Genomic DNA, 25,966 nt, shown 5'->3' with positions numbered 1-25,966 from the left:
AATGATTCCAAATCAATACTGGCAGATTGGCTTGTCTACTCATACTGGTCCGGTAAAAAAAAGGAATGAAGATTTTTATTTTATAAAACAATTCGAGGAAAATGGTACGACAGAATTTACGATGGTCGCTATTGCAGATGGAATGGGTGGTTATGATCGTGGAGATGCGGCTAGTCAAAAAGCCGTAAGCATGCTTGAAGAATGGTGGGGAAATCATCTTCAAAGAGTTTTGAAAAAAAATCATCCACTGAAAAATATAATGAAAGAAATGAAGATTTTACTGCAGAAAATCAATAAAAATTTACTTCAATTTGAGGGGAAATCGGGTACAACTCTATCAATCTTAGTTCTATATAAAGGAAATTATGCAGTTTCTCATGTTGGTGATAGTCGTATATATCAGATAAAAGCAGGAGGTGTAGGTTTTCAAAATTATTTTCGTTCTAAACAAAAATCACAGGTAGAAGAAGTATTGCGCCTACAGAATACTGAGGCGCTGGATATAGAAGGCGAGATTATACAACTAACAGACGACCACTCTTGGGTAGGACAGGAAGTTAAAAAAGGCCGACTCACAAAAGAGGAAGCAAGAAACCATAAAAAAAGGAATGTATTAACTCAATGTTTGGGGATTAAAAAAGATGTAATGTCATGGGAACAAATGGGAAGTTATCAGTCTAGTGATTTATTTTTGCTCTGCAGCGATGGTTTTTATTCTATGTTTTCAAATGAGGAAATAACGGAGACCCTTTGTGGTCTAGAAAAAGAATATACAGACTTACAGACTATGGCGGATTATCTTGTTAAGTTAGCGAACTATTCAGGAACACGTGACAATATTACAGTCTTGTTGCTGCGCAACATTTTTGAAAAGGATGAGATTAGCGAGAAAAAATCATCATTTTTTTCCTTTTTAAAATTAAATCGCGGGGTTAACTAAATGAGTAAACATGATATCCATCTAAAGAAGGGTGAAATACTAAAAAATCAATATCAGATTGTGAAGGAAATAGGAGCTGGGGGCATGTCTATTGTCTACCTAGCTGTTGAAATAGACAAGCAGACCTTAGTAGCAATAAAAGTGGCTGATATGACTAGAAAGATCTCGAGAAGGTTATTTTCAGAAGCAAAAATTTTAAGTGAATTAGATCATCCTGCCCTTCCTCAAATTGTGGACTTTTTCTCTTCTGAAGATAATCGTTATTTCTATCTCGTTCAGGAATATATTAATGGGCAACCGCTTCAGGAATGTTTTGAACAGCAAGAAAGCATAATGAATCAAGAGGAAGTTATACAAATAGGTATAACCATAAGTGAGGTTCTCCACTATCTGCACACGAGAAAGCCGAATCCTATTATCTATCGAGATTTAAAACCAGCTAATATAATGATTACCAATGAAGGGGCGATTAAGTTAATTGATTTTGGAATCGCACGGAAATACGTACATAATCAGCTTAAGGATACAGTTCAAATTGGAACTGTTGGATTTGCTGCACCTGAACAATTTGAAAAAAGACAATCCGACGCTCGAACAGATCTTTTTTCTTTAGGGGCACTCATGTATTATCTATTGACTGGCGGTAGATATGTGTATATTTCACAAAAACCAGTTGGGGAGCTGCGAAAAGGTTTGACGAAGAGTTTAAAGCAATGCATCAAGTTGTTAGTCAAAACAAATCCGGACGACAGGGTGCAATCTGCAGACAAAACTAGGGAGCTGCTTATCAAGGCGAAGGAAGAAATTAAAAGAGCAACCACTATATTTGTCGGAACAGAATGGATGGCAGTGAAATATATTGTTGCAATTTCTTTCTTTTTGGGAGTTGTTTTATATATTATTAGTGATCAAATAAATCGTTAAAAAAGAAAAGGGTGTTGAAGGATATGAAGTGCGCAAATTGTGGACATGAAATGAAGGCAAGTGAGAAATATTGTATTAAATGTGGACTGCCTGCTTTTGATACGGTATCTGAAGTGAAAAAGCAGCCTAATGCAGGGGAAACTTCAGCAGATCTTGACCTAGGTCATGTTGAATCCAAACGAGAATCAATAGGGGGCAAACCACCTAGTGGAAAGATTAAAGAGACGGTCAGTAGTTATTGGCAGTTTATTCGGGAAAACCTAAATGCTCCATTAGCAAGAGCACAAAAAAGTGGACCTCTAGACTTTGTTTATGGATATATCACGATTGGATTCATATCTTTACTGCTAGCACTTGGAGGATATATTAAGATCAGTCTTTGGACAAGTGGTTGGACGGACTTTTTTGGCTATCGAACACCATTCTTTGAAACCTTCTTTACAGTCCTTTTTTATGGAATCATTGGATTTCTTGCTGCAGCTGGTATTGTGTTTGCCGTCTTGAAGGCAATGTTTGGGTCAAATGTGTCTTTCCATAGCGTATTGGGAAGGTTTGGATCATTACTTACGGTACCGCTTGCAATTTCAGTTCTATTCTTTTTCTTTTCGTTTACTGGAGTAGATTTCATTCTTGGTTTTATTACTTTGCTGTTCCTGTGTATTATTCAGGCAGCCATCATTCTTACTTTCTATTCATTTGTAACCCTGACTACAGCTAAAATCGATTCTTTTTATGGAATCGTTGCAATCTATGGTATTTTCGCTATCTTAATTGGTTTGACGGCAGACACTTTTTTCCGTTATTTCATGTTCAGCTTCTAAGTATTGTAAAAATCTAAAGGAGTGTTTCTTTTGGCAAATCAGGTGTTGCTACCACATGGTGTACTGTTTAAAAGTAGTGAAGGACTAGTCATGGAAATCCCGTTAAAAGAAACAAATGTTCAGGATTTGGAACAATTAAAGGAATTAGAAAAACAAGATTCTCTCTTTTTGTCCTGTACGAAACAGGAATTGAAACCAAATCAGATTGTTTTACATTACCATCTTGAAGAAGGTTTTCAGCCATTGGAAACATGGGCTGACAGCTCAATGTACATGAAACAAAAATTTGCACAGGGAATAATTAGTGTAAAGAAAATAGAGGGAACACAATTTACTACGTATATGCATCCTGAGAATATTTACTGTAATCAGGACGGTAAAGTAAAATTTATTTATAGAGGTATCAGATCGGTACTTCCACCTGAACAAGAGGATGGTAAGGTATTTGTTTATCAAATAAAGTGTATCATTTTATCCATTTTTTCTGGTATGCCTTATTTCGATTTGCTGAATAATGGTATTCCCTTGAATTCTTTTAATGATAGAGCGTTGAATCAGCTGGCAAAAGCTAAATCATTAAAAGATATTGAAGTGTTTCTAGCTAAAGATTTTTCTGAAATCAACACTAAGCGTACTGAATCTTCATCCAATTTAAAATCTACTAAAGAAAAACACAAATCAAATGAACAGAAAAATAGCATGAATTTTATAAAATCTGGACCGGATTTATCCATTCCGGCAATGAAACCTAATTTATCTTTAACCTCTGAGGAAACACTATCAATTTCTACCAATAAATCTAGGAAGGTGCTCTGGCTGTCTGGAGCTGGTTTCTTAGTACTGGGATTAATTATTGGTTTGCTAAGTAGTTATATTCTTCAAGTAAAGCCAAACTCAGTTGCTTCGGCATCAAATTTGGAGGAGAAAAAGAAAATTGAGAAGAAACTCCAAATCGAATTGGATGAAAAAGAGGACCATTTAGCTGCTTATCAATTGACAGCTATGAGAAAAAATGAAGAAGCGATTCAAGCGTTTGAAGCGATTAAAAGGCCATCTGATGATGACAAAAAAGTATTAGCGAATCTATATTTAGCTCTCAATACTCCTGACAGTTTAATGAAAGCTGCTGAACTAGATTCATCCCTTCAAGTCCAGGCAGCAAAAGGACTCGTTAAGCTGAAATCGGAAGAGGCGAACAAGGCACTTCTTTCTATTGAAACCATGGAGCCGGAGATTCTTCTTGAGCAAGCATGGCTGGAGAAGAACTATCAACAGGTTACCGCCCTTGCTGGTGATGAATTGAAGGATAGTGAAAGAGCAAATGTTCTGGCGGCGAACGGCTTACTTGAAGAGGGTAATTCGAAGGAAGCATATAGCTTTGCTAAAAAGACAAGAGACGTTCCTTTGAAAATAAAAATTTTGGATAAGCAATTAAAAAATATTAAGGCAGATAAAAGTTTATCAAAAAAAGAAAAAGAAAAAGAAACTAAATTAGTAGAAAAGGAACAAAAAAAAATAAAGAACGTTAAGAGTTAACTATCGTTTTAGTAGGCTTTTGAGAACGATGATAAAAAAGTTCCTCCTCAGTAGTAGAAGATGAATAAAGACCAGACTCTTTTCACAGAGGCTGGTCTTATTTTGTTCAATTCTCAGGCGGCCTAAGGCCGTTTTGCTTTAAAAAGGCGAGGACTTCTCCGAAAGGCTGATGGGATCGTACTTTCTCCATTTCGGCAAAAGGACAGCCGAGTTTTCTAATTCTTTCTGGGACAGTAAGAATCGTGTAGTCCGTAATTTGGATGTCATCTTGGAGTTCGTCCCAATAAAGAGGTGTTGCGACACCTGCAAAGTCATTGCCGCGTGGTGAATAGGGGGCAATTAGTGTTTTTCCTTCATGATGTTGGACAAAATCGAGATAGAGCCTAGTGCCTCTTTTTTTGATCATTCGTTCGGTCGTGAAATCATCTGGATAAGCTCCTGTTATGTAGTCGCCTAAAAATTCGGTGAACATTCTTGTGTCATTGTATGAAAAAACGTCTGCTGGTAAGGGAATATGCACCTGTAGTCCTCGATTTCCAGATGTTTTAACAAAGGCTGAAATATTTAATGTATCCAATGTGCCTTTAATAATGAGAGCGGCTTTGATGGCTAAATGGAAGTGATCATGTCCTGGCGGATCAAGATCTAGGATGAGTTCCTCTGGCATTATCTTTCCTGATTTCTGAAAAGGGGTGTGAAATTCGATAGCCAGCTGATTTCCGAGCCAGAGTAATGTCTGAAGATCATTACAAAGAATGGCTTCATGATCAGACTCTAGCACAGTCTTCACAAAATCGGGTGCATATTCAGGTACATTTTTTTGGAAAAAACGTTCGCCGCCTAGTACGCCATGCGGATAACGAATCGAGGTAAGTGAACGATTTTGAAGATACGGGAGAAACCGACTTGAAGTAATCCGCAGGTATTGCAAATAATCCACTTTGGTCACGATTTGTGTAGGTAATTCCCAAATCGGTTTATCTGGGGAGGTTACCGTTACGGTTTCTGGAAAGGTATATTGAGCCGCTGTGAATGCTTCCCATGTACAATTCTGGGGAACTTGATCGAGGACGAAGCGGTCAAACTGCGGTTCCCTTAGATGGTCTTGATCATAGGCATGCAGAAAATGAACAGAGATACAAAGAGAAGGGTCCATGAAGTAATAGCGGTCATCTTCTGAATGTGCATTGTTTTTCACAAGGGTACGAATGATTTCTTTTTCTGTAGGTTTGATTCCATTTTTTACTTGTCCAATTTTAACGATTTCGTCATCTTTATAGACGCCGCACGTCAAATATTCATTTTCTTTATCGAGAGCGGTGATGAAACAAGTTACGGTTCGCCAATTTTTTAATTTATACCAGTTTTCAGTACGCTTCCCTTCTTGCCAAGAACTTTGAGCGTTTTTCGCGACAATTCCCTCTCCATCGTGAAGCAGTACCTGCTCTTTTATGAAGTCGAACGTTTTGTTGTTTGGGACAAGTTGTATTCTTGCATCATGCTTAGGCTCTGGCACTAATGGCAGCTTCTGTTTTTGACCAAGACCGAAGAGAAGGCTTTTTCGTTTTACATAAGGCAAATCCATGATGCTTTTGCCTTTTATCTGTAATAAATCAAAGGCAAGCAGGGTACATGGAGACAGAGTCACAGCCTTTGAAATTAATTCGGCATTCCGCAGTCGTCCTCGCCACTGCATGTGCATGAAATTAGATTTATAAGGGTTTTCCAGCCAGACTAATTCTCCGTCAAATACGAGTGGCAGCTCCTTTTCTATAGTAGGAATGATGGAGTTGACAAACGCTTCAATTTCAGGAAATTGTGGTAATAACTCTTTTCCATTTCTGCTTATTAAAGAAATATGATGGTTTGACAGGGTTAATATCGCGCGAAATCCATCATATTTCGGTTCAAAAAGCCAGTCTGTCCCCTTGGGAGCATCCTCTCGATAGGTGGGCAGCATTGGTTTCAATATAGATTCCTCCCTTTATCTTCTTAAATAGTGTTTCCACATCATGAAAAAATCAATCCAAGATATAAAGAATAACTTCCTTTGAATTTGGAGAAAATTGAGGTAACCAATAAATCTATGAAAAGGGTGACACGATGCATACAATTTGGAAGGGGAGCATTAGCTTTGGATTAGTTAATATTCCAATTAAACTCCATGCAGCTACTGAAGATAAAGATATTTCCTTACGAACATTGCATAAGGAATGTCATTCACCAATAAAATATGAAAAAGTCTGCCCCGTTTGTAAAAAGGAAGTGGGAAAAGACGATATCGTCAGAGCATATGAATATACGAAAGGAAAGTTTGTTGTGCTTGAAGATGAGGAGTTAGCTCAACTGAAAAAAGAAAATGAAGATAAAGCGGTTGAAATTATCGATTTTGTTAAGATTACAGAAATTGATCCAATCTATTTTAACAGAAGCTACTATATGTCTCCTAATGATGGAGGAAGTAAAGCTTATTCGTTATTGCGACAAGCCCTGGAGACTTCAGGGAAAGTTGGATTGGCGAAAATTATGATACGCTCGAAGGAAAGTTTAGCTGTGATACGCGTACTTGATCAAACACTTTTGATGGAAACCATTCATTATCCGGATGAAGTACGGCAAACGGAAGATGTGCCAAATATTCCATCAGGAGAAAATGTCGTGAAGAAAGAACTCGATACGGCGATTATGCTGATTGATCAATTAACGACAGACTTTGTACCAGATAAATATCATGATGAATACCGGACAGCATTAATGGAACTGATTGAATCGAAAAAGACTGGGGAAAAAGTGGTCAGTGCCAAGCAGCCGAAGCAAGCTGCATCCAATGTGACAGACTTGATGGCTGCCTTACAGGCGTCAATTGACCGGACAAAACCAGCCGGTAAGACCAAAAAAACCGGCACACGTAAAAAAGCTGCCCCCAGAAAAAAAGAAGCCTAATAATGGTAGGAACCGGACGAGCCAATTCGTTCGGTTTTTATTATATCAAAAACATATTCTTTGCTTAAATATAAGAAATCTTCTACAATCATACAGGAAGAAATTGTGTAAGGGGTTGTAATGAAGTGGAGAAATATATACTTTCGATTGATCAAGGTACGACAAGTACAAGAGCCATTTTATTCAATAAAGCAGGGGAAATGGTTCATGTGTCACAACAAGAATTTAAACAGTATTTTCCTGAGCCGGGTTGGGTGGAGCATGACGCTAACGAAATTTGGGGATCCGTTTTAGCTGTTATTGCAACATGTTTGTCCGATAGTGATATAAAACCAATACAAATCGATAGTATTGGGATTACGAATCAAAGAGAAACTACAGTCGTTTGGAATAAAAAAACTGGAAAGCCAATTTATCATGCAATTGTTTGGCAATCACGCCAAACAGCGAGCATCTGTACAGATCTAAAAGAAGCAGGTTATGAAGAAACATTTAGAAAAAAAACAGGTCTTCGGCTAGATTCATATTTTTCAGGGACCAAGGTGAAATGGATACTGGATCATGTCGAAGGAGCTAGAGAACAAGCTGAAAACGGTGAGTTATTGTTTGGAACCATTGATACATGGTTGATATGGAGACTTTCTGCTGGTAAGGCTCATGTGACTGATTATTCGAATGCTTCAAGGACATTGATGTTTAATATCCATGATCTTCAGTGGGATGAGGAATTGCTTAAAATTCTCGATATTCCTAAATCAATGCTTCCTGAAGTGAAGTCATCTTCTGAGATTTACGGCTGTACAGATGAAACGCATTTCTTTGGACAGCAAATTCCCCTTGCAGGAGCTGCCGGTGATCAGCAAGCAGCATTGTTTGGACAAGCTTGTTTCGAGTCAGGAATGGGGAAAAATACGTATGGAACAGGCTGCTTCATGCTGATGAATACCGGCAATAAAGCGGTTGAGTCAAAACATGGACTGCTTACCACAATTGCTTGGGGGATAGATGGGAAAGTAACCTATGCTTTGGAGGGAAGTGTGTTTGTTGCCGGATCGGCTGTACAATGGCTGAGAGACGGGATGCGAATGCTGAAAGATACCAGTGATAGTGAAGAATATTGCTATAAAGTTACCTCTTCTGATGGTGTTTATGTAGTACCAGCGTTTGTGGGTTTAGGAACTCCCTATTGGGACAGTGATGTCAGAGGTTCTGTATTTGGTCTAACAAGAGGGACCACTAAGGAACATTTTATCAGAGCAACGCTTGAATCGCTTGCCTATCAGGCTCGGGATGTGCTTGATGTGATGGAAGCCGACTCAGGAATCCATTTGAAAAAGCTGCGTGTAGACGGTGGAGTAGTCAAGAATAATTTCTTGATGCAATTCCAAAGCGATATGCTGTCTGTAGAAGTAGAACGCCCCGCGATCAATGAAACGACGGCACTAGGAGCGGCCTATTTAGCAGGATTGGCAACAGGCTATTGGAAGGATTCCACCGAAATTGCTGCACAATGGAAACTTGAGAAGGAGTTCGTACCAAGCATGGATGAAGAAAATCGTGAAGAATTATACGGCGGTTGGAAAAAAGCGGTTAAAGCAGCACAATTATTTAAATAATCAGCAGAAAAAAGGGGGAGCAGATGCTCCCCCTTTAAATTTCGTTTCATAATTAGCAGAGAAAATGAATATAATCAATATCTAGTTGAATTTGCAGCTAGTCAACTAGATATTGTAAATTTATAATAACATAATAGGATCGTTCAAGACAATCCTTTTCGGTAAGAGGTTAAATAGGCAGGGGGAATGGTTTATGAGTACACGAAAAATTAAAGGGATACATATTGGTGAACCTAAGCTTAAAACGTTGTCAGGCAGATCTTTAATTACAGGAATGGATAAACAAGCTGTTCAAAAAATCGATCTGTCTTATAGAGGGTTTAACGGAGATGGTGTAGGTAATATGAGACATCATGGCGGTGTCGATCGGGCAGTATGTTTCTATCCAAATGAGCATTATCTTCAATGGGAGAAGGAATTCAATAAAGTTCTGAAAAGGCCGGCCTTTGGAGAAAATTTAACTGTATCAGGCATGAAAGAATCTGAGGTTTATTTCGGAGATATTTATCAAATAGGTACGAGTATAGTAGAAATCTGTCAAGGTAGAATTCCTTGTGCGACTATTTCACATTTTAATGAAGTCCCAACTTTTTTGAAAAGGACTATGGAAACAGGGTACACCGGGTATTTTGCCAGGGTGATCGAAGAAGGTACGATTGAAGGTGAATCAGACATCATCCTAAAGGAAAGAGTTCAAGAAGCCTATACAGTCGAACGGGGAAATCGAATACTTCTTCATAATGAAGGGAATCAGACTGACATCGAAGGGATGCTGATGCTCGGTTCACTAGCAGACGATTGGAAAATGAGAGTCGAAAAAAAACGACTTGCACGGATGGAGCAGTAAGGATAAAACATAGAAAAGTTGGGGTGTAAATCCCCAACTTCGAGTCGTCTATTTTTTACAAACAGCTGTAACACAGACAGTAAGTTCTGGTGCTATTTTTTTGAATTTCACTGAAATATTACGGAATCCAGCAAGGTATAATGCTTGTTCGATTTCATGTGCATGAGCAAATGTCTTTTTTCGGGATGCGTCATCCTCCCGTGGTTGGACAGTAATGGCAATGATGCCATTATGCTTCATCAGTTGATATATTCGCTTAAGAGAATTCTGTTTGTCTTTCCATAATGGATAGTTATTAACCGAGACAACTTTGTCATACTGATAAAAATCCTCTTCAATTTCTAAAAGATCTCCTTCGAATAAACGTAGTTTTTTCTTTTTTAAGGCATCCAAATTTCGTGTAGAAGCAGCCTTCAGCATATCATGTGAGAGATCTATACCATCAATCCGTACATTTCGTTGTCTCTTAAACATTTCTTCAATTGCAGCACCCGGTCCAAATCCAATTTCTAAAATAATGTCCCCAGGTTTAATTTGCAGCCTATTCAGGGTCCATGTATTGATCTTTCGATTATCCATGGACATAATCCTGCCGACAATTTTCCCTAGCAATCCTTCTGGTTTTCGAAACTGCTTTGCTATAATTTCCAGCATTCTTTCACCTCCAGCTATTCTGCGGTTCTATTTATATATTTACCTCTAGGGAAGTAATTAAACTTCTGACGTTTTTTTAAACAGCTGCTGAATAATCGTTAATAAACTATTGTAATTTTCTTATTATTCATGTAAATTAGATATATTATCTAAACGAATTCTAGAAAATTTCATAGGAATCTTATCGAGAGAAGTGGAGGGACTGGCCCTTTGAAGCTTCAGCAACCGGCTACGGCAAAGGTGCTAAATCCAGCAAGCGGTGCTTGATAGATGAGGAGAATGTTTCAGAAAAAGCCTTCTTCTTTAAAGATGGCTTTTTTTATTTTTCTTCATATAATGCTAAATGACATGATTCTTTCTAACCTAGAAAGGACAAAACGAGGAGATGTGCATAGATGGATTTTCGCCAAGAATTATCAAAAAGGGTTTTGGTTGGGGAAGGAGCAATGGGAACACTATTATATTCACATGGAATCGATCATTGCTACGAGGAAATGAATACGACAGACCCTAATCAAATTGAGGCGATTCACCGTGCCTATGCCGCTGCGGGAGCTGATATTCTTCAATCTAATACCTATGGTGCCAACTATCATAAATTAAAACGGTATGGCTTAGAAGATGAAGTGAGTGTTATTAACCGTAAAGGTGTAGAACTAGCTAAAAAAGCTGCATCCAAACAAGCATTTGTTTTTGGGACCATTGGAGCACTGCGGAGTATTCGTAAAAATGATTTGGATATAGAAGAAATAAAACGGAGCTTTAGAGAGCAGCTGTACAGCTTATTAATGGAAGGACCCGATGGATTAATCCTTGAGACCTATTACGATTTAGAGGAGCTGGAAACCGTACTCCAGATTGCCAGAAAAGAAACAGGGCTCCCTATTATCGCAAATGTTTCGCTGCATGAGATAGGGTATCTGCAAAATGGTCTCCATCTCAATGAAGCCTTTTCAAGACTAGATGCTTTGGGGGCAGACGTTGTCGGATTGAACTGTCGATTAGGTCCGCATCATATGATACGTTCGTTAGAAGAAGTACCGCTGCCTAAAAATGCAGGCATTGCCGTGTACCCGAACGCCAGCCTTCCGGAATACGTCGATGGCCGACTTGTCTATGAGGCTGTACCAGAATATTTCGGCTCAAGTGCGTTGAAATTACGTGAACAGGGTGCATCAATTATCGGGGGTTGTTGTGGGACAACACCTAAGCATATCGGAGCGGTAAAAAAAGCGCTGGGAACATTGAGCCCGATAAAGGAAAAAGCTAGTAAGGCCCCTCAAATTGAGATTATTGAAGTCGATAAAAAGGATCAAATACCAGCCATTCATCTGCAGGCCAAAACAAAACGAACCATTTTGGTCGAATTGGATCCGCCTAAGAAACTAGGAATAGAGGCATTTATGGCGGGATCATCATGTTTACGGGATGCTGGTGTAGATTCGGTCACACTGGCAGATAATTCACTTGCAAGTCCGCGAATCAGCAATTTGGCTCTTGGGATTAAGATGAAAAATGAGCTCAATATGAATCCGCTCATTCACATTACCTGTCGAGATCGAAATCTAATTGGCCTGCAATCTCACTTAATGGGCTTACAGACACTTGGATTAAATGAAGTACTGGTTATTACTGGAGATCCTTCTAAAATTGGAGATTTTCCGGGGGCCACATCTGTCTATGATTTATCCTCATTTGATTTAATCAGCTTAATCAAACAATTTAATGAAGGTTTATCTTACTCAGGTCAAAGTTTGGGACAGCGGACTAATTTTAAAATTGCTGCGGCTTTTAACCCAAATGTGAAATACTTAGATAAAGCCGTTCAAAGGCTTGAAAAGAAAATAGCTTGCGGAGCACAATCCTTTTTAACGCAGCCTATTTATTCCACAAGTCAAATTGAAGATGTCTATCAAGCTACCAAACACTTAGATACACCTATTTTTCTAGGCGTTATGCCTTTGACAAGCTCACGGAATGCCGAATTTATTCACAATGAAATCCCAGGAATTAAATTACCGGATTCAGTACGAGCAGCAATGGCTTCAGCTGGAAACGATCCAGTTAAAGCGAAGATCGAAGCAAATGCTATTGCTAAGGAATTGATTGATGCAACAATGGAGAGATTTAAAGGAATCTATTTAATCACTCCATTTTTACGATACGACATGACGGCACAGCTTACACAATATATCCGCACAACAGACAAAGAGAAACCAGCAGAGGTGAAAGAACATGAATAAACCTACGATAAATGAAGTACTATCTCAAAAGATTCTCCTCTTAGATGGAGCAATGGGAACGATGATTCAAAATGAAAATTTGACAGCAGAAGATTTTGGAGGAGAAGAATTTGAAGGGTGTAATGAATATTTATCCATTACGATCCCAGATACTATTCAATCTATTCACGAAGCCTATCTAAAAGCAGGAGCAGATATCATTGAGACGAATACATTCGGGGCAACGGATATTGTGCTCGATGAATACAATCTTGGCAGCCTTGCTTATGAACTAAATAAACGATCTGCCGAACTTGCCTGTAAGGCCTGCGAGACTTACTCTACGGCTGAATGGCCGCGTTATACGGCAGGTTCCATGGGACCGACAACAAAAACGCTTTCGGTTACTGGCGGTACTACATTTGACGGCTTAACCGCTTCATATGAAGAACAGGCCCGCGGGCTAATTGACGGAGGTGTTGATTTACTTCTAGTGGAAACATGTCAAGATATGTTAAATGTGAAGGCTGCATTTTCAGGGATTAAACAAGCTTTCAAACAAGTTGGTAAAGAAATTCCAATCATTATTTCAGGAACCATTGAACCGATGGGAACCACACTTGCAGGTCAATCGATTGAAGCTTTTTATCTCTCATGTGAGCACATGAAGCCACTAGCAGTCGGTCTAAATTGTGCAACAGGTCCGGAATTTATGATTGACCATATTCGAACACTCGCTGGGTTATCTAATTCAGCCGTCAGTTGTTACCCCAATGCAGGACTGCCGGATGAAGAAGGACATTATCATGAAACGCCGGACTCACTTGCTCAAAAAATGAAACAATTTGCAGAAAAAGGCTGGATCAATATCATCGGCGGCTGCTGTGGCACTACACCCGCACATATTGAAAAATTATCCGCTGCGATAAGAGATATTAGGCCTAGGACGCTCCCTGATGAGCCGCATACGCATGCCGTAAGTGGAATTGAACCATTGCTATATGATGACTCCATGCGTCCTCTATTCGTCGGAGAACGGACGAATGTGATTGGTTCAAGGAAATTCAAGGAATTAATTCGCGGTAAACAGTATGAACAAGCGGCTGAAATAGCCCGCGCTCAAGTGAAAAAAGGGGCACATGTGATTGATATTTGTCTGGCAGATCCTGATGGCGATGAACTCGGTGATATGAAGGAATTTGTCACTGAGGTCGTAAAAAAAATTAAAGTGCCATTGGTGATAGATACAACAGATGAAGCGGTGCTTGAACAAGCGTTGAAACATTCTCAAGGGAAAGCGATCATAAACTCCATCAATTTAGAGGATGGGGAGGAGAGATTTGAAAAAATTGTCCCCCTTATTCATCAATATGGAGCGGCGGTTGTTGTCGGGACCATTGATGAAGTAGGAATGGCTGTTAGTGCCGAACGAAAACTTGAAATTGCCAAACGTTCAGTAGACTTACTTGTCAATAAATATAAGCTCAATCCAAAGGACCTTATTTTTGATCCATTGGTCTTTCCAGTAGGGACTGGGGACGAACAGTATATTGGTTCTGCCTTAGAAACGGTAAAAGGAATTCAAATGATTAAAGAGAATCTGCCGGACTGCCAGACTATACTTGGAATATCAAATGTTTCTTTCGGTCTACCAGGAAGAGGACGAGAAATACTTAATGCCGTTTATCTCTATCATTGTACAAAGGCAGGGCTCGATTATGCCATCGTGAATACTGAAAAACTTGAGCGGTTTGCCTCCATCCCGGCAGATGAAGTCACGCTCGCTGAGGAACTGCTTTTTAAAACAACAGACAAAGCGCTAGCTCAATTCACAGAATTTTACCGAGGCAAAAAAGCAGATAAAAAGGAAAACATCGCAAAGCTTCCTCTTAACGAAAGGCTGGCTAATTATATTATTGAAGGTACAAAGGAAGGCCTTGTTCCTGATTTAGATCTCATTCTTCAGGAAGGAAAGGCACCGCTTGAAATCATTAATGGTCCGTTAATGGATGGAATGAGTGAAGTGGGTCGTTTGTTTAATGATAATCAGCTGATTGTTGCCGAAGTGCTTCAAAGTGCGGAGGCGATGAAAGCTGCAGTTGCCCATCTTGAACCGTATATGACAGCAGAAGCCCAAAGCAGTAAAAAAGGGAAGATTCTGCTTGCAACAGTAAAGGGTGATGTCCATGATATAGGAAAAAACTTAGTCGAAATTATTCTTTCCAATAATGGTTATGAGGTAGTTGATTTAGGGATAAAGGTAGGGTCACAAAGTATTGTTGAAGCGGTAAGGCTTCATCAACCGACCGCAATAGGCCTCTCTGGATTACTTGTTAAATCGGCTCAGCAAATGGTACTCACTGCTCAAGATTTAAAGCAGGCGGATATTGACTTACCGATACTGGTAGGAGGTGCTGCGCTGTCACGTAAATTTACCGATTTCAAGATTTCTCCTGAATATGGAGGATCCGTAATTTATTCTAAAGATGCTATGGACGGACTTGCAACGGCCAACTCGTTGCATGATGATGAGAAAAAAGTGATTTTCCTTGAACAGCATGAAAGCAGACGTCAAAAAGCAAAAGAAAACGCAATTGCCGCTGCTGCGCTGCCTAAACCCAAACCAAAACTCTCTACATCACCTGCAATCGAACCTGCACCAGTGCAAAAACCAGTTGACCTAAATCGCCATGTTCTGCGGAATTATCCATACAAACTGGTGGGTCCTTATATTAATAGACAGATGTTAATTGGGCATCACTTGGGGTTGAAAGGGAAGGTAGCTGAGCTGATTAAAGCAGGCGACAACAAGGCAGTTGCTCTAAATCACTTAGTAGATGAATTAATCACGTTTTTACAGAATCAAGAAGAGTATACAATCAATGCCGTATATCAATTTTTCCCTGCCCAGAGTGATGGAAATAAAATAATTATATACAACCCAGAGAACCATAATGAAATACTCGAAATGTTTGATTTTCCACGGCAGGAAACAAGCCCTAATTTATGCCTAGCTGACTTCCTGAAACCTGTCAGCTCGGGAGTGATGGATTATGCAGGATTTTTTGTGGTATCAGCTGGGAAGCATGTTAGAAAGTATGCTGAAAAATGGAAAGTGGAAGGCGACTTCTTAAAGAGCCATGCAATCCAGTCACTTGCATTAGAAACAGCTGAGGGGTTTGCGGAACGGCTCCATCAGCTGATGCGGGATGACCTTCATATCAGTGATCCGATTGATATGACGATGAAAGACCGTTTTGCTGCTAAATATACCGGTCAACGTTTTTCATTCGGTTATCCAGCCTGTCCAAATCTGGAAGATCAAGAAAAGTTATTCCGTTTGCTTAAACCAGAAGATGTGGGCATTCAGTTAACTGAAGGTTGTATGATGGATCCAGAAGCATCTGTGTCCGCCATGGTATTTGCCCATCCACAGGCTCGGTACTTTAATGTAGAACGGTGATGAGGGGTACAGTGGGGTTTTGGTTCAATTGGAGCTAAGAATCAATTCTAAGAATAAAACTATCTTTAGCATATAAAAATCTTTCTTTCATTTAGTTAGTATAATTAAATGAAAGAGAGGTTTTTTGTATTGGAAAAAAATTCGTTGAATGAAGAAGAAATGAACCATAGGAGAAGCAAGAGAACTCGTTTTTGAAACAAAAAAATGTAGGTCTTGGTTTGATTTTTTAACGGTAGTAGATAAAAAGATGATCGTTAATTCTTTAGAGGAAGAAGAGATATGTGTATATTTAGGATGATAAAGGATTTGAAAACCTTTAACGAATGCGGATCTTTCTTTATTCAGGTAAATTTTCTGATTATTTTACTGGATAATTTACCCTTTTGGTGTATGTTTAGGATAACTAAAATAAATAAGTACGCAGGAATGGCTGCGTTAGTTGAAAGGAATGTCTAATGAGAAGGATTATTTTATCGACAGAGAGTGGAGCGGATTTACCGGAAGACCTGGTTGAAAAACATCAAATACAAGTAGTGCCGATGCACGTCATCATGGATAACAAAGATTATTTAGATGGGCAGTTATCTGTAGAGGAAGTTTTTGATTATTATAGTCGTACCAAAAAAATACCATCCACAACAGCGACAAATGTATATGAGTATCATGAGTTATTTACGAAAATTAGAGTGAAGTTTCCTGATAGTATCATTATTCATATTGGATATACGTCAAAAGCATCTTCTTCCTTTCAAAGTGCGTTAATTGCCTCGAAAGATTTTGAAGATCTTTTCCTAATTGATACGCTAAACGTCACAGGTGGATTAGCTGCAATCGTCATGTATGCAGTAACTATGCTTGAGGAAGAACCTACCATTAGTCATGTGAACTTAATAGAAAAAATTGAATCCGTGGTTCCAAAAACAAAGTTTGCTTTCATTCCAGGCAGCTTAGACTTTCTAAGAGCAGGTGGACGGGTAAGTAACGTAGCTTATATTGGAGGATCCTTGTTAAAAGTGAAGCCCTGCATCGAATTAAAAGAAGGAAAGCTTGTTTCAACTAAAAAATATCGTGGGAATATGAGCAAAGTTGCGGAAAAACTCATGCGAGATTACTTAGACCAATATGATATTGATAGAAAACAGCTGTATTTAATCTACTCTATCGGACTTGATGAAAGTATTAAGAGACGAGTGGATGAAATCACTAAGGAAACAGGCTTCGAAAATGTAACATGGATGCAAGCAGGTGCAATGATTTCTACCCATGCTGGACCTGGAGGTTTTGGAATTGCAGGACTAGAAAATTCGAAATAGCTTTGAAAAAAACATCTTGGGACATATAAACTTATTTAATAGCTGCCGCGGCTCCGCGCAATGAAATGCTTTTGCTTGGCAGGGGTTTTTATAACTCAAAAAAGGAGGTAATCATGGAGAAAACTCCATCTGATTACCTCCTTTTTTGAGTTAGATGATTTGTTCACTTAAACGCCTAGTTTGCTAAAAATAAAAGAGTAGACTTCTGCTAGCTCACGCAGTTGATTAAAGCGGCCGGATGCGCCGAAGTGCCCTGCGCCCATGTTTGTTTTTAGAACTAATGTATGGTCGTCTTTTTTCAGTTCGCGTAGGCGTGCAACCCATTTCGCGGGTTCCCAATAACCAACGCGCGGGTCGTTTAAGCCAGTTGTTACATACATATGCGGATATAATTTTGCTTCCACATTATCGTATGGACTGTATGAGCGCATATAGGTATAATCTTCACGATTTTTTGGATTCCCCCATTCATCCCATTCACTCGTTGTTAATGGAATGGTTTCGTCTAGCATAGTTGTCATCATATCAACGAAGGGTACTTCTGGGACAAGGACTTTAAAGGAGTTCCCTGCCATATTAGAAACAGCCCCAATGAGCAAGCCTCCCGCACTACCGCCACGACCTGCAATTAACTCAGTTGTTGTAAAGCCTTCTTGCACTAAATGATCCGCAGCCGATATGAAATCTGTGAAGGTGTTTTTCTTGTGCTGCATTTTTCCGTTAAAGTACCAAGATCGACCAAGTTCTGAACCACCTCGAACTTGAGCAGTGGCCAAAATCACGCCTTTATCAAGCACAGGTATGCGGTAGGCACTAAAGAATGGATCGCTGCTGTAGCCGTAAGATCCATAAGCAGATAAAATAAGCGGCGCAGGACCGTTGTCTAATGCATTTTTTTTATAATGAAGGATCACTGGAACATTGACGCCATCAGCAGCAGGTACCCATACTTGCTGTTGAACATATTGCGTACAGTCATAATCACCGGTAACAGGTGTTTCTTGCAGTACATGTCGTTCACCAGATTCGATATCTATACTGATTGTCGTTTTAGGTGTTGTATAAGATTGATAGTGAATGAGCACTTCTGTTGTTTCATAATCTTGCTCTTGGATCATCGAAACGGAATAAATCGCTTCGTCCCACTCAAGCTGAACGAGTGCATTTTCTTCTACACGCCATACTTGCTCTAATCCATTTGCACGTCCTGTTACATAAACTTGGTGCTTGAATGGATAGATGCCTTCAAGGAAATATGCTTCGTTGTAAGACACAATAGGTGTGCGCGCAGATAGGTTCTCTACGGGACAACGTAGCAGAGTAAAGTTCAATGCGTTCTCATTTGTTAAGAGGACGAAATCATTTTCCCAATGCTCAACATCGTATTCAACACCTTCACGGCGAGCGTTGAATAAGCGAGGTGCCGTTAATGGATTGTCTGCATCGATTAGTTGAACTTCTGTTGTTGTCGTTGATTTTGAAGTCGCAAAGATGAAGCGGCTGCTTTGTGACTTCGAAATAAGTAAGTTAAACGTAACATCTGTTTCCTCTAGTAATAGAACATCTTCTGTAACAACTGTCCCAATTTCATGACGCCACAATTGATGCGGGCGTTGTAGGTCGTTTAACGTTACATAATATATGTACTTTCCACAATTACTCCATTCAACACTACTATAAATGTATACATTTGGTACAACATCTTGAAGTAACTCACCTGTATGTAAGTCTTTCACAAATAAAGTATAGCTATCTGTGCCATCTCGGTTTTCTAGATAGGCAAGGTAGCGATGATCGTTTGAGATACGAATATCCGTTGTGCTTAAATAATCGTCGTCAGAAGCGAGCGTATTCAAATCTAATGTAATTTCTTCATCGGCCGATGCTAACTGAGTGCGATTTATCGCATGTTTTCTTGCGCAAATTGGGTACTGGAGTTCTTTTTCCTGACGTATGTAGTAAAAATAAGGGCCGCTTTGAACGGGCACCTGACTCTCTGATGCGGGGATACGTGCAGCCATCGCTTCATATAATTCTGTTGTGGAATTTTCTAAAGGTTTCATTACTTCATGGTAATAACTGTTTTCTGCCTCTAAATAGGCGATTACCTCAGGATTCGTTTTATCATTCAGCCAATAATAGTCATCTTGACGAATGTCCTCGTGTAACTCGAATGTTTGAGGAATTTTTTTAGCAATTGGTGGGTTCATATTTGATGCTCCTCTCTATATATCACTATAAATTCGTGAATGTTTAATCAAACTCCTTTAAATAGTATATTTTAATAGTATTTAATGTATGCTGCCAGTTGGGTTCAAATGGGAACGTAAAACGTGATGTATGATGCGTTGAATCTTGCTTAAGTGATTATTTCAAATGACCATTCCTCGGACAATAGAGCGTCAGCAAATCATCACAATCAATTTTTCTGTATGAGATTCTTTGTGCTGTGCAACTTAGTAGTAAAGGATGGTGCAATCATATGAAGAAAAGTTTACTTTTACTACTTTGTTTCTTTTTTGTGTTTACGCTAGATACTGCAGCAGCTAATCAGCATCAAGAGGAGTTTATTCCAGAGGAGATTCAACCCCTTGTTCAGAGTTGGCAAAATAAGGGGCAGAAGACAGCTTATTTAACCTTTGATGATGGTCCTTCATTAAATACTTTGCCGATTTTAGATATTTTAGATAAATATCACGTTAAAGCCACTTTCTTTGTTATGGGCAATGAGGAAGGGTACGCAGATGTGGCTTATCAGGAAATGGCGGCAAGAGGTCATACATTAGCTTTACATACCTACTCACACGATTATGAAGTGGTGTATGGGTCTAGGGATAAGTATTTTGCAGATATGGGTCTTTTAGAAAATATACTGAAAAAGTATGGTGTGCAGTCAAGAATCGTTCGTTTTCCAGGCGGTTCAAGGAATCTTGCAGTGCAGCGCAGTCCGAAAAAGGAAGTGCTGGCTTCAATAAAATCTGAACTTAAAAAAAGAGGGTACATTTATTTTGATTGGGATATTGATTCAACAGACGGCTACAGTCCATCTGTCAGTAAACAAACAATCGTTTCAAATGTTCTGAACGGTACGAAAGATCAAGAACAAATTGTGATTCTCCTGCATGATATTAATAGTATGAAGAATACTGTTCGCGCACTGCCGGACATTATTACAGGACTTAAAGCAAAAGGATATCAATTTGACTCCATCAATGAATACACAGAAAAAGTTCAATTTGGGGAAAGTCCGTAAGACATAATACGTCAAGTCTGTTTGAATTTAAATATATGTTTATAATAAGTAGGTGATGGTAAAAGAAACAGATAGTCAGTTACTGAAAGGATTCGATTTGAAACATGATACCTTCGTTGTTTTTGGCCCATGGAACACCTCTGCTTCTTACAGAGGAAAATCCGTATACACATTTTTTGAAAAATTATGCACAGCAGCTTCCAAGACCTTCAGCAATCCTTATCTTCAGCGCACATTGGGAGAGCGGAGAGCAGGCAGTAACTGCCTGCAGACAAAATGGTATTATTTATGACTTTGCGGGGGGACCTGATGAGTTATATCAAATGACATACTCAGCACCTGGGGAAATAGAGCTTTCCGATCACATAATGACTTTATTATCTAAAATTGGCATATATTCAGTGCTCGATGATACGCGCAGGTTAGATCACGGGGCATGGGTACCGTTAAAAATCATGTATCCAAATGCGGACATTCCCGTAATTGCCTTATCAATAAATCCAGAGTTACCTTTGTCTTATCAATATGAGATTGGGAAAACCCTTGCCAAATTAAGAGAGGAAGATGTTTTAATTATTGGCAGCGGTGGTACGAGTCATAATTTGGAGCAATTTCAATATAATATTTCTGTTGCAGAAGGGTGGACTATACGATTTGAGGAATGGCTGGAAGATAAGGTTCTTAAATGGGATATAGAATCACTATTTAATTTTAAAAATCTAGCACCATATGCTAGTTTAGCAGTGCCTACTATGGAGCATTTTATTCCGTTTATCATTGCAATGGGGTTAGGACATCAGGAGAAACAGGCAAAACTGCTGCATAGAAGCTATCAATATGGGAATTTAAGTTTAACTGCATGGAGATTTTAGGAGGATAGAAGGATTAAAGTGCATTAAAATAGCTAGTGCTGGAAAATATAGAGAACACTCCTGTATACTAGAAGGGAGCTTTTGTTAAAATAAATAATTTGCAAAAACAGGGCTTATTTCAGGAAAAAGGAATGTAAACGCTATAATAAATGACGTGAAGCAGAATTCACATATAATATTATGGTTTCCTTGCCATTTTAACCTTTGGATATTTCCTTTAAAACATGGTAATATAACATCTGAAAACGTTTTATCCTTTAAATATTCATATCTTTTGAAATAATAACTATTTTTATATATATTTACCAAAAAAAGGTAGTTAAGGATGGGCATTAGGGGATGGATAAAACGGTTAGTAAAAATATTAAGTAAAATTTGGGGGTTTAATAAAAAATGACCAACAAGACTGCTGCATACGACCCATGGAGAGCATTTTCTGGTCCAAACCTTGGGTATGTCTTGGAACAATACGATTTATATCAAGAAAATTCGGATGAGGTTGATCCGGAATTAAAAGAATTTTTTGCACAATCAGGACCGCCGCCAGAGGGTGAACAAACAAATCACAGTCCTGTTTCTTCACCACAAGTTTCTACTGCACCAAAAGGTGAAGAACTGTCTATGAAAAAAATTATGTCTGCAGTAAAATTCTCTGAAAATATTCGTGCTTACGGTCATTTAGCTTCCAAGATTAATCCGCTGAATGATGAACCATTAGATAATGTACTTATCCATTTAGAACGATATGGATTGACAGCCGACGATTTAAAAAAAATTCCGGCTGAATTTATTTGTCCAGAGGCTCCAGCTGAAATAAAAGACGGCTATCAAGCATTTGTCTATTTAAAACAGCTTTATACAAAAACCATTGCCTTTGAATTTCAACATGTAAATAATCTTGAAGAAAAACAATGGCTTCTTGATATGGTTGAATCAGGCAAAATGTTCCCTAGGATAAAAAATGAAAAGAAACGCTTATTATTAAAACGACTTATGGAAGTAGAAGGCTTTGAGAAATTCCTTCATCGTACATATGTCGGACAAAAGAGATTCTCAATAGAGGGACTCGATATGTTAGTACCGATTCTTGATGAGTTAATCTCACAATCTGTTCAAAATGGCACATCAAATGTCAATATAGCGATGGCGCATCGCGGGCGTTTAAATGTACTTGCACACGTCCTTGGCAAACCATATGAAATTATTTTTTCTGAATTCCAACACTCTCCGAATAAGGATCTTGTTCCGTCTGAGGGTTCCATTGGAATCAATGACGGCTGGACAGGTGATGTTAAATATCATTTAGGGCTGGATAAACAAATTACGAAAGATAGTACACAAAAAGCAAGATTGACTCTTGCCAATAACCCGAGTCATCTAGAAGTTGTCGGTCCGATTGTGGAAGGCTATTCTCGTGCAGCTCAAGAAACACGTACGGAAGCAGGTTTCCCTGAACAAGATATTACAAAATCATTAGCGATTCTAATCCATGGCGATGCGGCATTCCCAGGGGAAGGGATCGTTCCCGAAACCTTTAATATGAGCCGCCTGCGCGGATATAAAACGGGCGGAACGGTTCATATCATTGCCAATAATATGATTGGTTTTACGACAGAAAGCCAAGATTCTCGTTCTACCCAATATGCAAGTGATTTGGCAAAAGGCTTTGAAGTTCCAATTGTTCATGTCAATGCTGATGATCCAGAAGCGTGTCTTGCTGCGGTTTCACTTGCTCATCAATACCGGACGAAGTTTAAGAAGGACTTCCTTATCGACTTAATCGGATACCGTCGTTTCGGACATAACGAAATGGATGAGCCTTTAGTTACTCAGCCTGAAATGTATGCGAAAATCCATAAGCATCTTACGGTTAAAGAGTTGTACAAGAATCGCCTAATCGAAACAGGTGCCCTAACTGAAGAAGAAACAATGAGTCTTAATGAATCGGTCGATGAAAGATTAACCAAAGCATACGATCGTGTTTCAGGTGATAAACCAGAAGATATAGCTGAGTTGATTACACCAAAAAATATTGAAAAGGGACTTCCTATTATTGATACGGCTGTTCCTGTAGATGATTTAATCGAAATTAATAAAAAGCTTGTTGAATGGCCAGAAGGCTTTAGCGTAAACAAAAAGTTAGGACGCATTCTTTCAAGACGTCTCGATTCATTCGAAGAAAACGGGAAAATTGATTGGTCTCACGCTGAAACACTAGCTTTCGCGACAATCCTGAAAGATGGGACGCCAATTCGTTTATCCGGACAGGACTCGGAGCGCGGTACCTTTGCACAGCGGAATATCATGCTGCATGACAGTGTCAATGGTCAGATGTATTCTCCTCTTCACACACTTGATTCAGTGAAGGCATCTTTTGCTGTTCATAATAGTCCATTGACTGAAACAGCGGTCCTTGCATTTGAATATGGCTACAATGTCTTTGCTCCTGAAACCTTAGTTATTTGGGAAGCACAGTTTGGTGATTTTGCCAATACAGCACAAGTGATTTTTGACCAATTTATTGCGGCTGGCCGTGCTAAATGGGGACAAAAATCAGGTCTTGTCATGCTGCTGCCACATGGCTATGAAGGTCAAGGACCTGAGCATTCAAGTGCTCGTTTAGAGCGGTATTTATCATTGGCTGCAGAGAACAACTGGACTGTTGCCAACCTTAGCTCTGCTGCACAATACTTCCATATTTTAAGAAGACAAGCGAAAATTTTGGAAATGGATGAAGTACGCCCGCTTGTTATGATGACTCCGAAGAGCTTATTGAGAAACCAAATCATGGCCTCAGAAGCTGCTGAATTTACGGAAGGGCAATTCCAATCGTTCATTGAGACAACCGGACTGGGAGAAAATCCAGAAGCGGTGGAACGTATCGTCTTCTGTACAGGTAAGCTTGCTGTCGAATTACGCGAAAAAGCAGCTTCAGACGGGAATGAAGAATGGCTGCAGATTATTTCAATTGAAGAAATCTACCCATTCCCATTCAATGGGATTAAAGAAGCACTAACAAAATATGAAAATCTTAAAGAAATTCTATGGGTTCAAGAAGAGCCGAAGAACATGGGGGCTTGGACTTTTGTAGAACCACGTATCAATGCTGCAGCTCCAAAAGAGCTTGAGGTATCGTATGTTGGCAGGAAGAGAAGATCAAGTCCTTCTGAGGGAGATCCAACTGTCCATAAAAAACAACAACAACGTATCTTATCTAAGGCAACGACACGTACTATTGAGGGGGAGAAATAAATGGCTGAAGTAAAAGTACCTGAATTAGCGGAATCAATAACAGAGGGAGCCATCGCACAATGGTTGAAACAGCCTGGTGATCAGGTTGAAAAAGGGGAATACATTCTAGAACTTGAAACCGATAAGGTAAATGTCGAAATTATCTCTGATTATGCGGGGACATTAACAGAGTTATTAGCTGAAGAAGGGGATACCGTTTTAGTTGGACAATCTATTGCCATTGTTGACGAAAGCGGCAAAGGAACTGCGACTCCACAAGCAGCACCTAAAGCTGAAGAAGTAAAAGAAGAAGCGCCAAAAGCTGAACAAAGCGTCCCAGCTCCAGAAGTACAGCAAGAGGAGAAATCTACATCAACTGTGATTGCTTCTCCAGCTGCACGTAAACTGGCACGTGAAAAAGGGATTGATTTAAGTGCGGTACCTGTAACGGATCCTTTAGGCCGTGTACGCGTACAGGATGTTGAAGCAGCTAGTGCAGCTCCAGCAGCACCTAAAGCAGCAGCTCCACAAGCACCTGCACCTAAAGCAGCTCCGGCTAAGCAGGATGACCGTGTTGAAATTATTAAAATGTCTCGCCGTCGTCAGACCATTGCTAAACGACTAGTTCAAGTACAAAGTGAAGCAGCGATGCTGACTACTTTTAACGAAGTTGATTTAACAGCAGTAATGGATCTGCGTAAACGTCATAAAGAATCATTCATTAAAAATAATGATACAAAACTTGGATTTATGTCTTTCTTTACGAAAGCTGTCATTGCAGCATTAAAGAAATATCCATTGCTTAACGCTGAAATCAATGGAAATGAAATTCATAAAAAGAACTTCTATGATATCGGTGTTGCCGTATCAACTGACGAAGGCCTTGTTGTTCCTGTCGTTCGTGATGCGGATCGTAAGAGCTTTGGTGAAATCGAAAAAGACATTGCTGACCTTGCAGTGAAAGCTCGTAATAATAAGCTTGCTCTCTCGGACTTATCAGGCGGAACATTTACGATTACAAATGGCGGAACGTTTGGTTCTCTGTTGTCTACACCAATCCTTAATGCCCCGCAAGTTGGGATTCTAGGTATGCATACAATCAAAATGCGTCCAATCGCAGTTGGAGACGCTATTGAAAACAGACCAATGATGTATCTTGCATTATCTTACGACCATCGTATTGTTGATGGAAAAGAAGCTGTAGGCTTCCTTGTTACACTTAAAGATTTACTTGAAGATCCAGAACAGCTGTTACTTCAAGGGTAAATAGTTGTAAACCCCCGCAGGAAAATTTCCTGCGGGGGTTTTTCCGTTCATTCCCTCGATATAAC

17 protein-coding genes and 1 riboswitch are annotated in these 25,966 nt (G+C 39.3%); of the genes, 14 read left to right on the top strand and 3 right to left on the bottom strand.

The annotated features are described in order from the left end of the window. The first annotated feature begins 1 nt into the window (after nucleotide 1). Genes MHI18_RS03775 through MHI18_RS03760 form a run of 4 tightly spaced genes read left to right on the top strand, consistent with a single transcriptional unit; the run spans nucleotide 2 to nucleotide 4,221 of the window. Nucleotides 2–940 (top strand): PP2C family protein-serine/threonine phosphatase, encoded by a 939-nt coding sequence (locus MHI18_RS03775; protein ID WP_340846081.1) that lies wholly within the window; start codon nucleotides 2–4, stop codon nucleotides 938–940. Next, a complete protein-coding gene (locus MHI18_RS03770; RefSeq protein ID WP_340846080.1) occupies nucleotides 941–1,864 on the top strand; it encodes a serine/threonine protein kinase in 924 nt (307 codons plus the stop codon). It abuts the gene before it with no gap. 23 nt (nucleotides 1,865–1,887) lie between these two features. Next, the gene (locus tag MHI18_RS03765; RefSeq protein ID WP_340846079.1) at nucleotides 1,888–2,685 is read left to right on the top strand and encodes a zinc ribbon domain-containing protein; all 798 of its coding nucleotides are present in this window, start codon (nucleotides 1,888–1,890) and stop codon (nucleotides 2,683–2,685) included. Between the two features lie 30 nt (nucleotides 2,686–2,715). After that, nucleotides 2,716–4,221: a type VII secretion protein EssB/YukC gene (locus tag MHI18_RS03760; RefSeq protein ID WP_340846078.1), complete on the top strand. Its 1,506-nt coding sequence runs from the start codon at nucleotides 2,716–2,718 to the stop codon at nucleotides 4,219–4,221. Between the two features lie 106 nt (nucleotides 4,222–4,327). On the opposite strand, the gene MHI18_RS03755 is transcribed toward MHI18_RS03760, so the two are convergent. Next, on the bottom strand, nucleotides 4,328–6,181 hold the full coding sequence (locus MHI18_RS03755) for a DNA ligase D (RefSeq protein ID WP_340847559.1): 1,854 nt from the start codon (nucleotides 6,179–6,181) through the stop codon (nucleotides 4,328–4,330). A gap of 143 nt (nucleotides 6,182–6,324) precedes the next feature. Here MHI18_RS03755 and ku point away from each other — a divergent pair, with 143 nt between their 5' ends. From ku to MHI18_RS03740, 3 genes are all read left to right on the top strand, one after another. Then, a complete protein-coding gene (gene ku / locus MHI18_RS03750) occupies nucleotides 6,325–7,164 on the top strand; it encodes a non-homologous end joining protein Ku (protein ID WP_340846077.1) in 840 nt (279 codons plus the stop codon). Nucleotides 7,165–7,289: 125 nt separating this feature from the next. Continuing rightward, on the top strand, nucleotides 7,290–8,780 hold the full coding sequence (gene glpK / locus MHI18_RS03745; RefSeq protein ID WP_340846076.1) for a glycerol kinase GlpK: 1,491 nt from the start codon (nucleotides 7,290–7,292) through the stop codon (nucleotides 8,778–8,780). Between the two features lie 193 nt (nucleotides 8,781–8,973). Next, nucleotides 8,974–9,627, top strand: a complete 654-nt coding sequence (locus MHI18_RS03740; protein WP_340846075.1) for an MOSC domain-containing protein — start codon at nucleotides 8,974–8,976, stop codon at nucleotides 9,625–9,627. A gap of 48 nt (nucleotides 9,628–9,675) precedes the next feature. Here MHI18_RS03740 and MHI18_RS03735 read toward each other — a convergent pair whose 3' ends face one another. Beyond that, nucleotides 9,676–10,281: a class I SAM-dependent methyltransferase gene (locus MHI18_RS03735; protein WP_340846074.1), complete on the bottom strand. Its 606-nt coding sequence runs from the start codon at nucleotides 10,279–10,281 to the stop codon at nucleotides 9,676–9,678. A 178-nt stretch (nucleotides 10,282–10,459) separates the two neighbouring features. Continuing rightward, nucleotides 10,460–10,558, top strand: a riboswitch (SAM riboswitch). A 118-nt stretch (nucleotides 10,559–10,676) separates the two neighbouring features. Between MHI18_RS03735 and MHI18_RS03730 the strand changes: the two genes are divergently transcribed. The 3 genes from MHI18_RS03730 (at nucleotide 10,677) to MHI18_RS03720 (ending at nucleotide 17,279) form a co-directional block, all read left to right on the top strand. Continuing rightward, nucleotides 10,677–12,524, top strand: coding sequence for a bifunctional homocysteine S-methyltransferase/methylenetetrahydrofolate reductase (locus MHI18_RS03730; RefSeq protein ID WP_340846073.1), 1,848 nt, complete (start codon nucleotides 10,677–10,679; stop codon nucleotides 12,522–12,524). Further along, nucleotides 12,517–15,966, top strand: coding sequence for a methionine synthase (gene metH, locus MHI18_RS03725; protein WP_340846072.1), 3,450 nt, complete (start codon nucleotides 12,517–12,519; stop codon nucleotides 15,964–15,966). The genes MHI18_RS03730 and metH overlap by 8 nt, the downstream gene beginning before the upstream one ends. Before the next feature lie 455 nt (nucleotides 15,967–16,421). Further along, nucleotides 16,422–17,279: a DegV family protein gene (locus MHI18_RS03720; RefSeq protein WP_340846071.1), complete on the top strand. Its 858-nt coding sequence runs from the start codon at nucleotides 16,422–16,424 to the stop codon at nucleotides 17,277–17,279. A gap of 167 nt (nucleotides 17,280–17,446) precedes the next feature. On the opposite strand, the gene MHI18_RS03715 is transcribed toward MHI18_RS03720, so the two are convergent. Beyond that, entirely contained in the window at nucleotides 17,447–19,489 is a 2,043-nt protein-coding gene (locus tag MHI18_RS03715) for a S9 family peptidase (RefSeq protein ID WP_340846070.1), read from the bottom strand. A 272-nt stretch (nucleotides 19,490–19,761) separates the two neighbouring features. Between MHI18_RS03715 and MHI18_RS03710 the strand changes: the two genes are divergently transcribed. The 4 genes from MHI18_RS03710 to odhB all read left to right on the top strand — a co-directional run bounded on the left by MHI18_RS03710 (nucleotide 19,762) and on the right by odhB (nucleotide 25,901). Further along, a complete protein-coding gene (locus MHI18_RS03710; RefSeq protein WP_340846069.1) occupies nucleotides 19,762–20,532 on the top strand; it encodes a polysaccharide deacetylase family protein in 771 nt (256 codons plus the stop codon). 104 nt (nucleotides 20,533–20,636) lie between these two features. Further along, complete coding sequence (locus tag MHI18_RS03705; protein ID WP_340846068.1) at nucleotides 20,637–21,404, top strand: DODA-type extradiol aromatic ring-opening family dioxygenase; 768 nt, start codon at nucleotides 20,637–20,639, stop codon at nucleotides 21,402–21,404. Between the two features lie 393 nt (nucleotides 21,405–21,797). Continuing rightward, entirely contained in the window at nucleotides 21,798–24,656 is a 2,859-nt protein-coding gene (sucA, locus tag MHI18_RS03700; RefSeq protein ID WP_340846067.1) for a 2-oxoglutarate dehydrogenase E1 component, read from the top strand. Further along, nucleotides 24,657–25,901 (top strand): 2-oxoglutarate dehydrogenase complex dihydrolipoyllysine-residue succinyltransferase, encoded by a 1,245-nt coding sequence (gene odhB, locus MHI18_RS03695; RefSeq protein WP_340846066.1) that lies wholly within the window; start codon nucleotides 24,657–24,659, stop codon nucleotides 25,899–25,901. The last annotated feature ends 65 nt before the right edge of the window (nucleotides 25,902–25,966 follow it).

It is taken from the genome of Peribacillus sp. FSL H8-0477 (genome assembly GCF_038002765.1).
Lineage (GTDB): Bacteria > Bacillota > Bacilli > Bacillales > DSM-1321 > Peribacillus.
The sequence above is the reverse complement of the archived record's forward strand: the minus strand, read 5'-3'. Positions and strand labels throughout refer to the sequence as shown.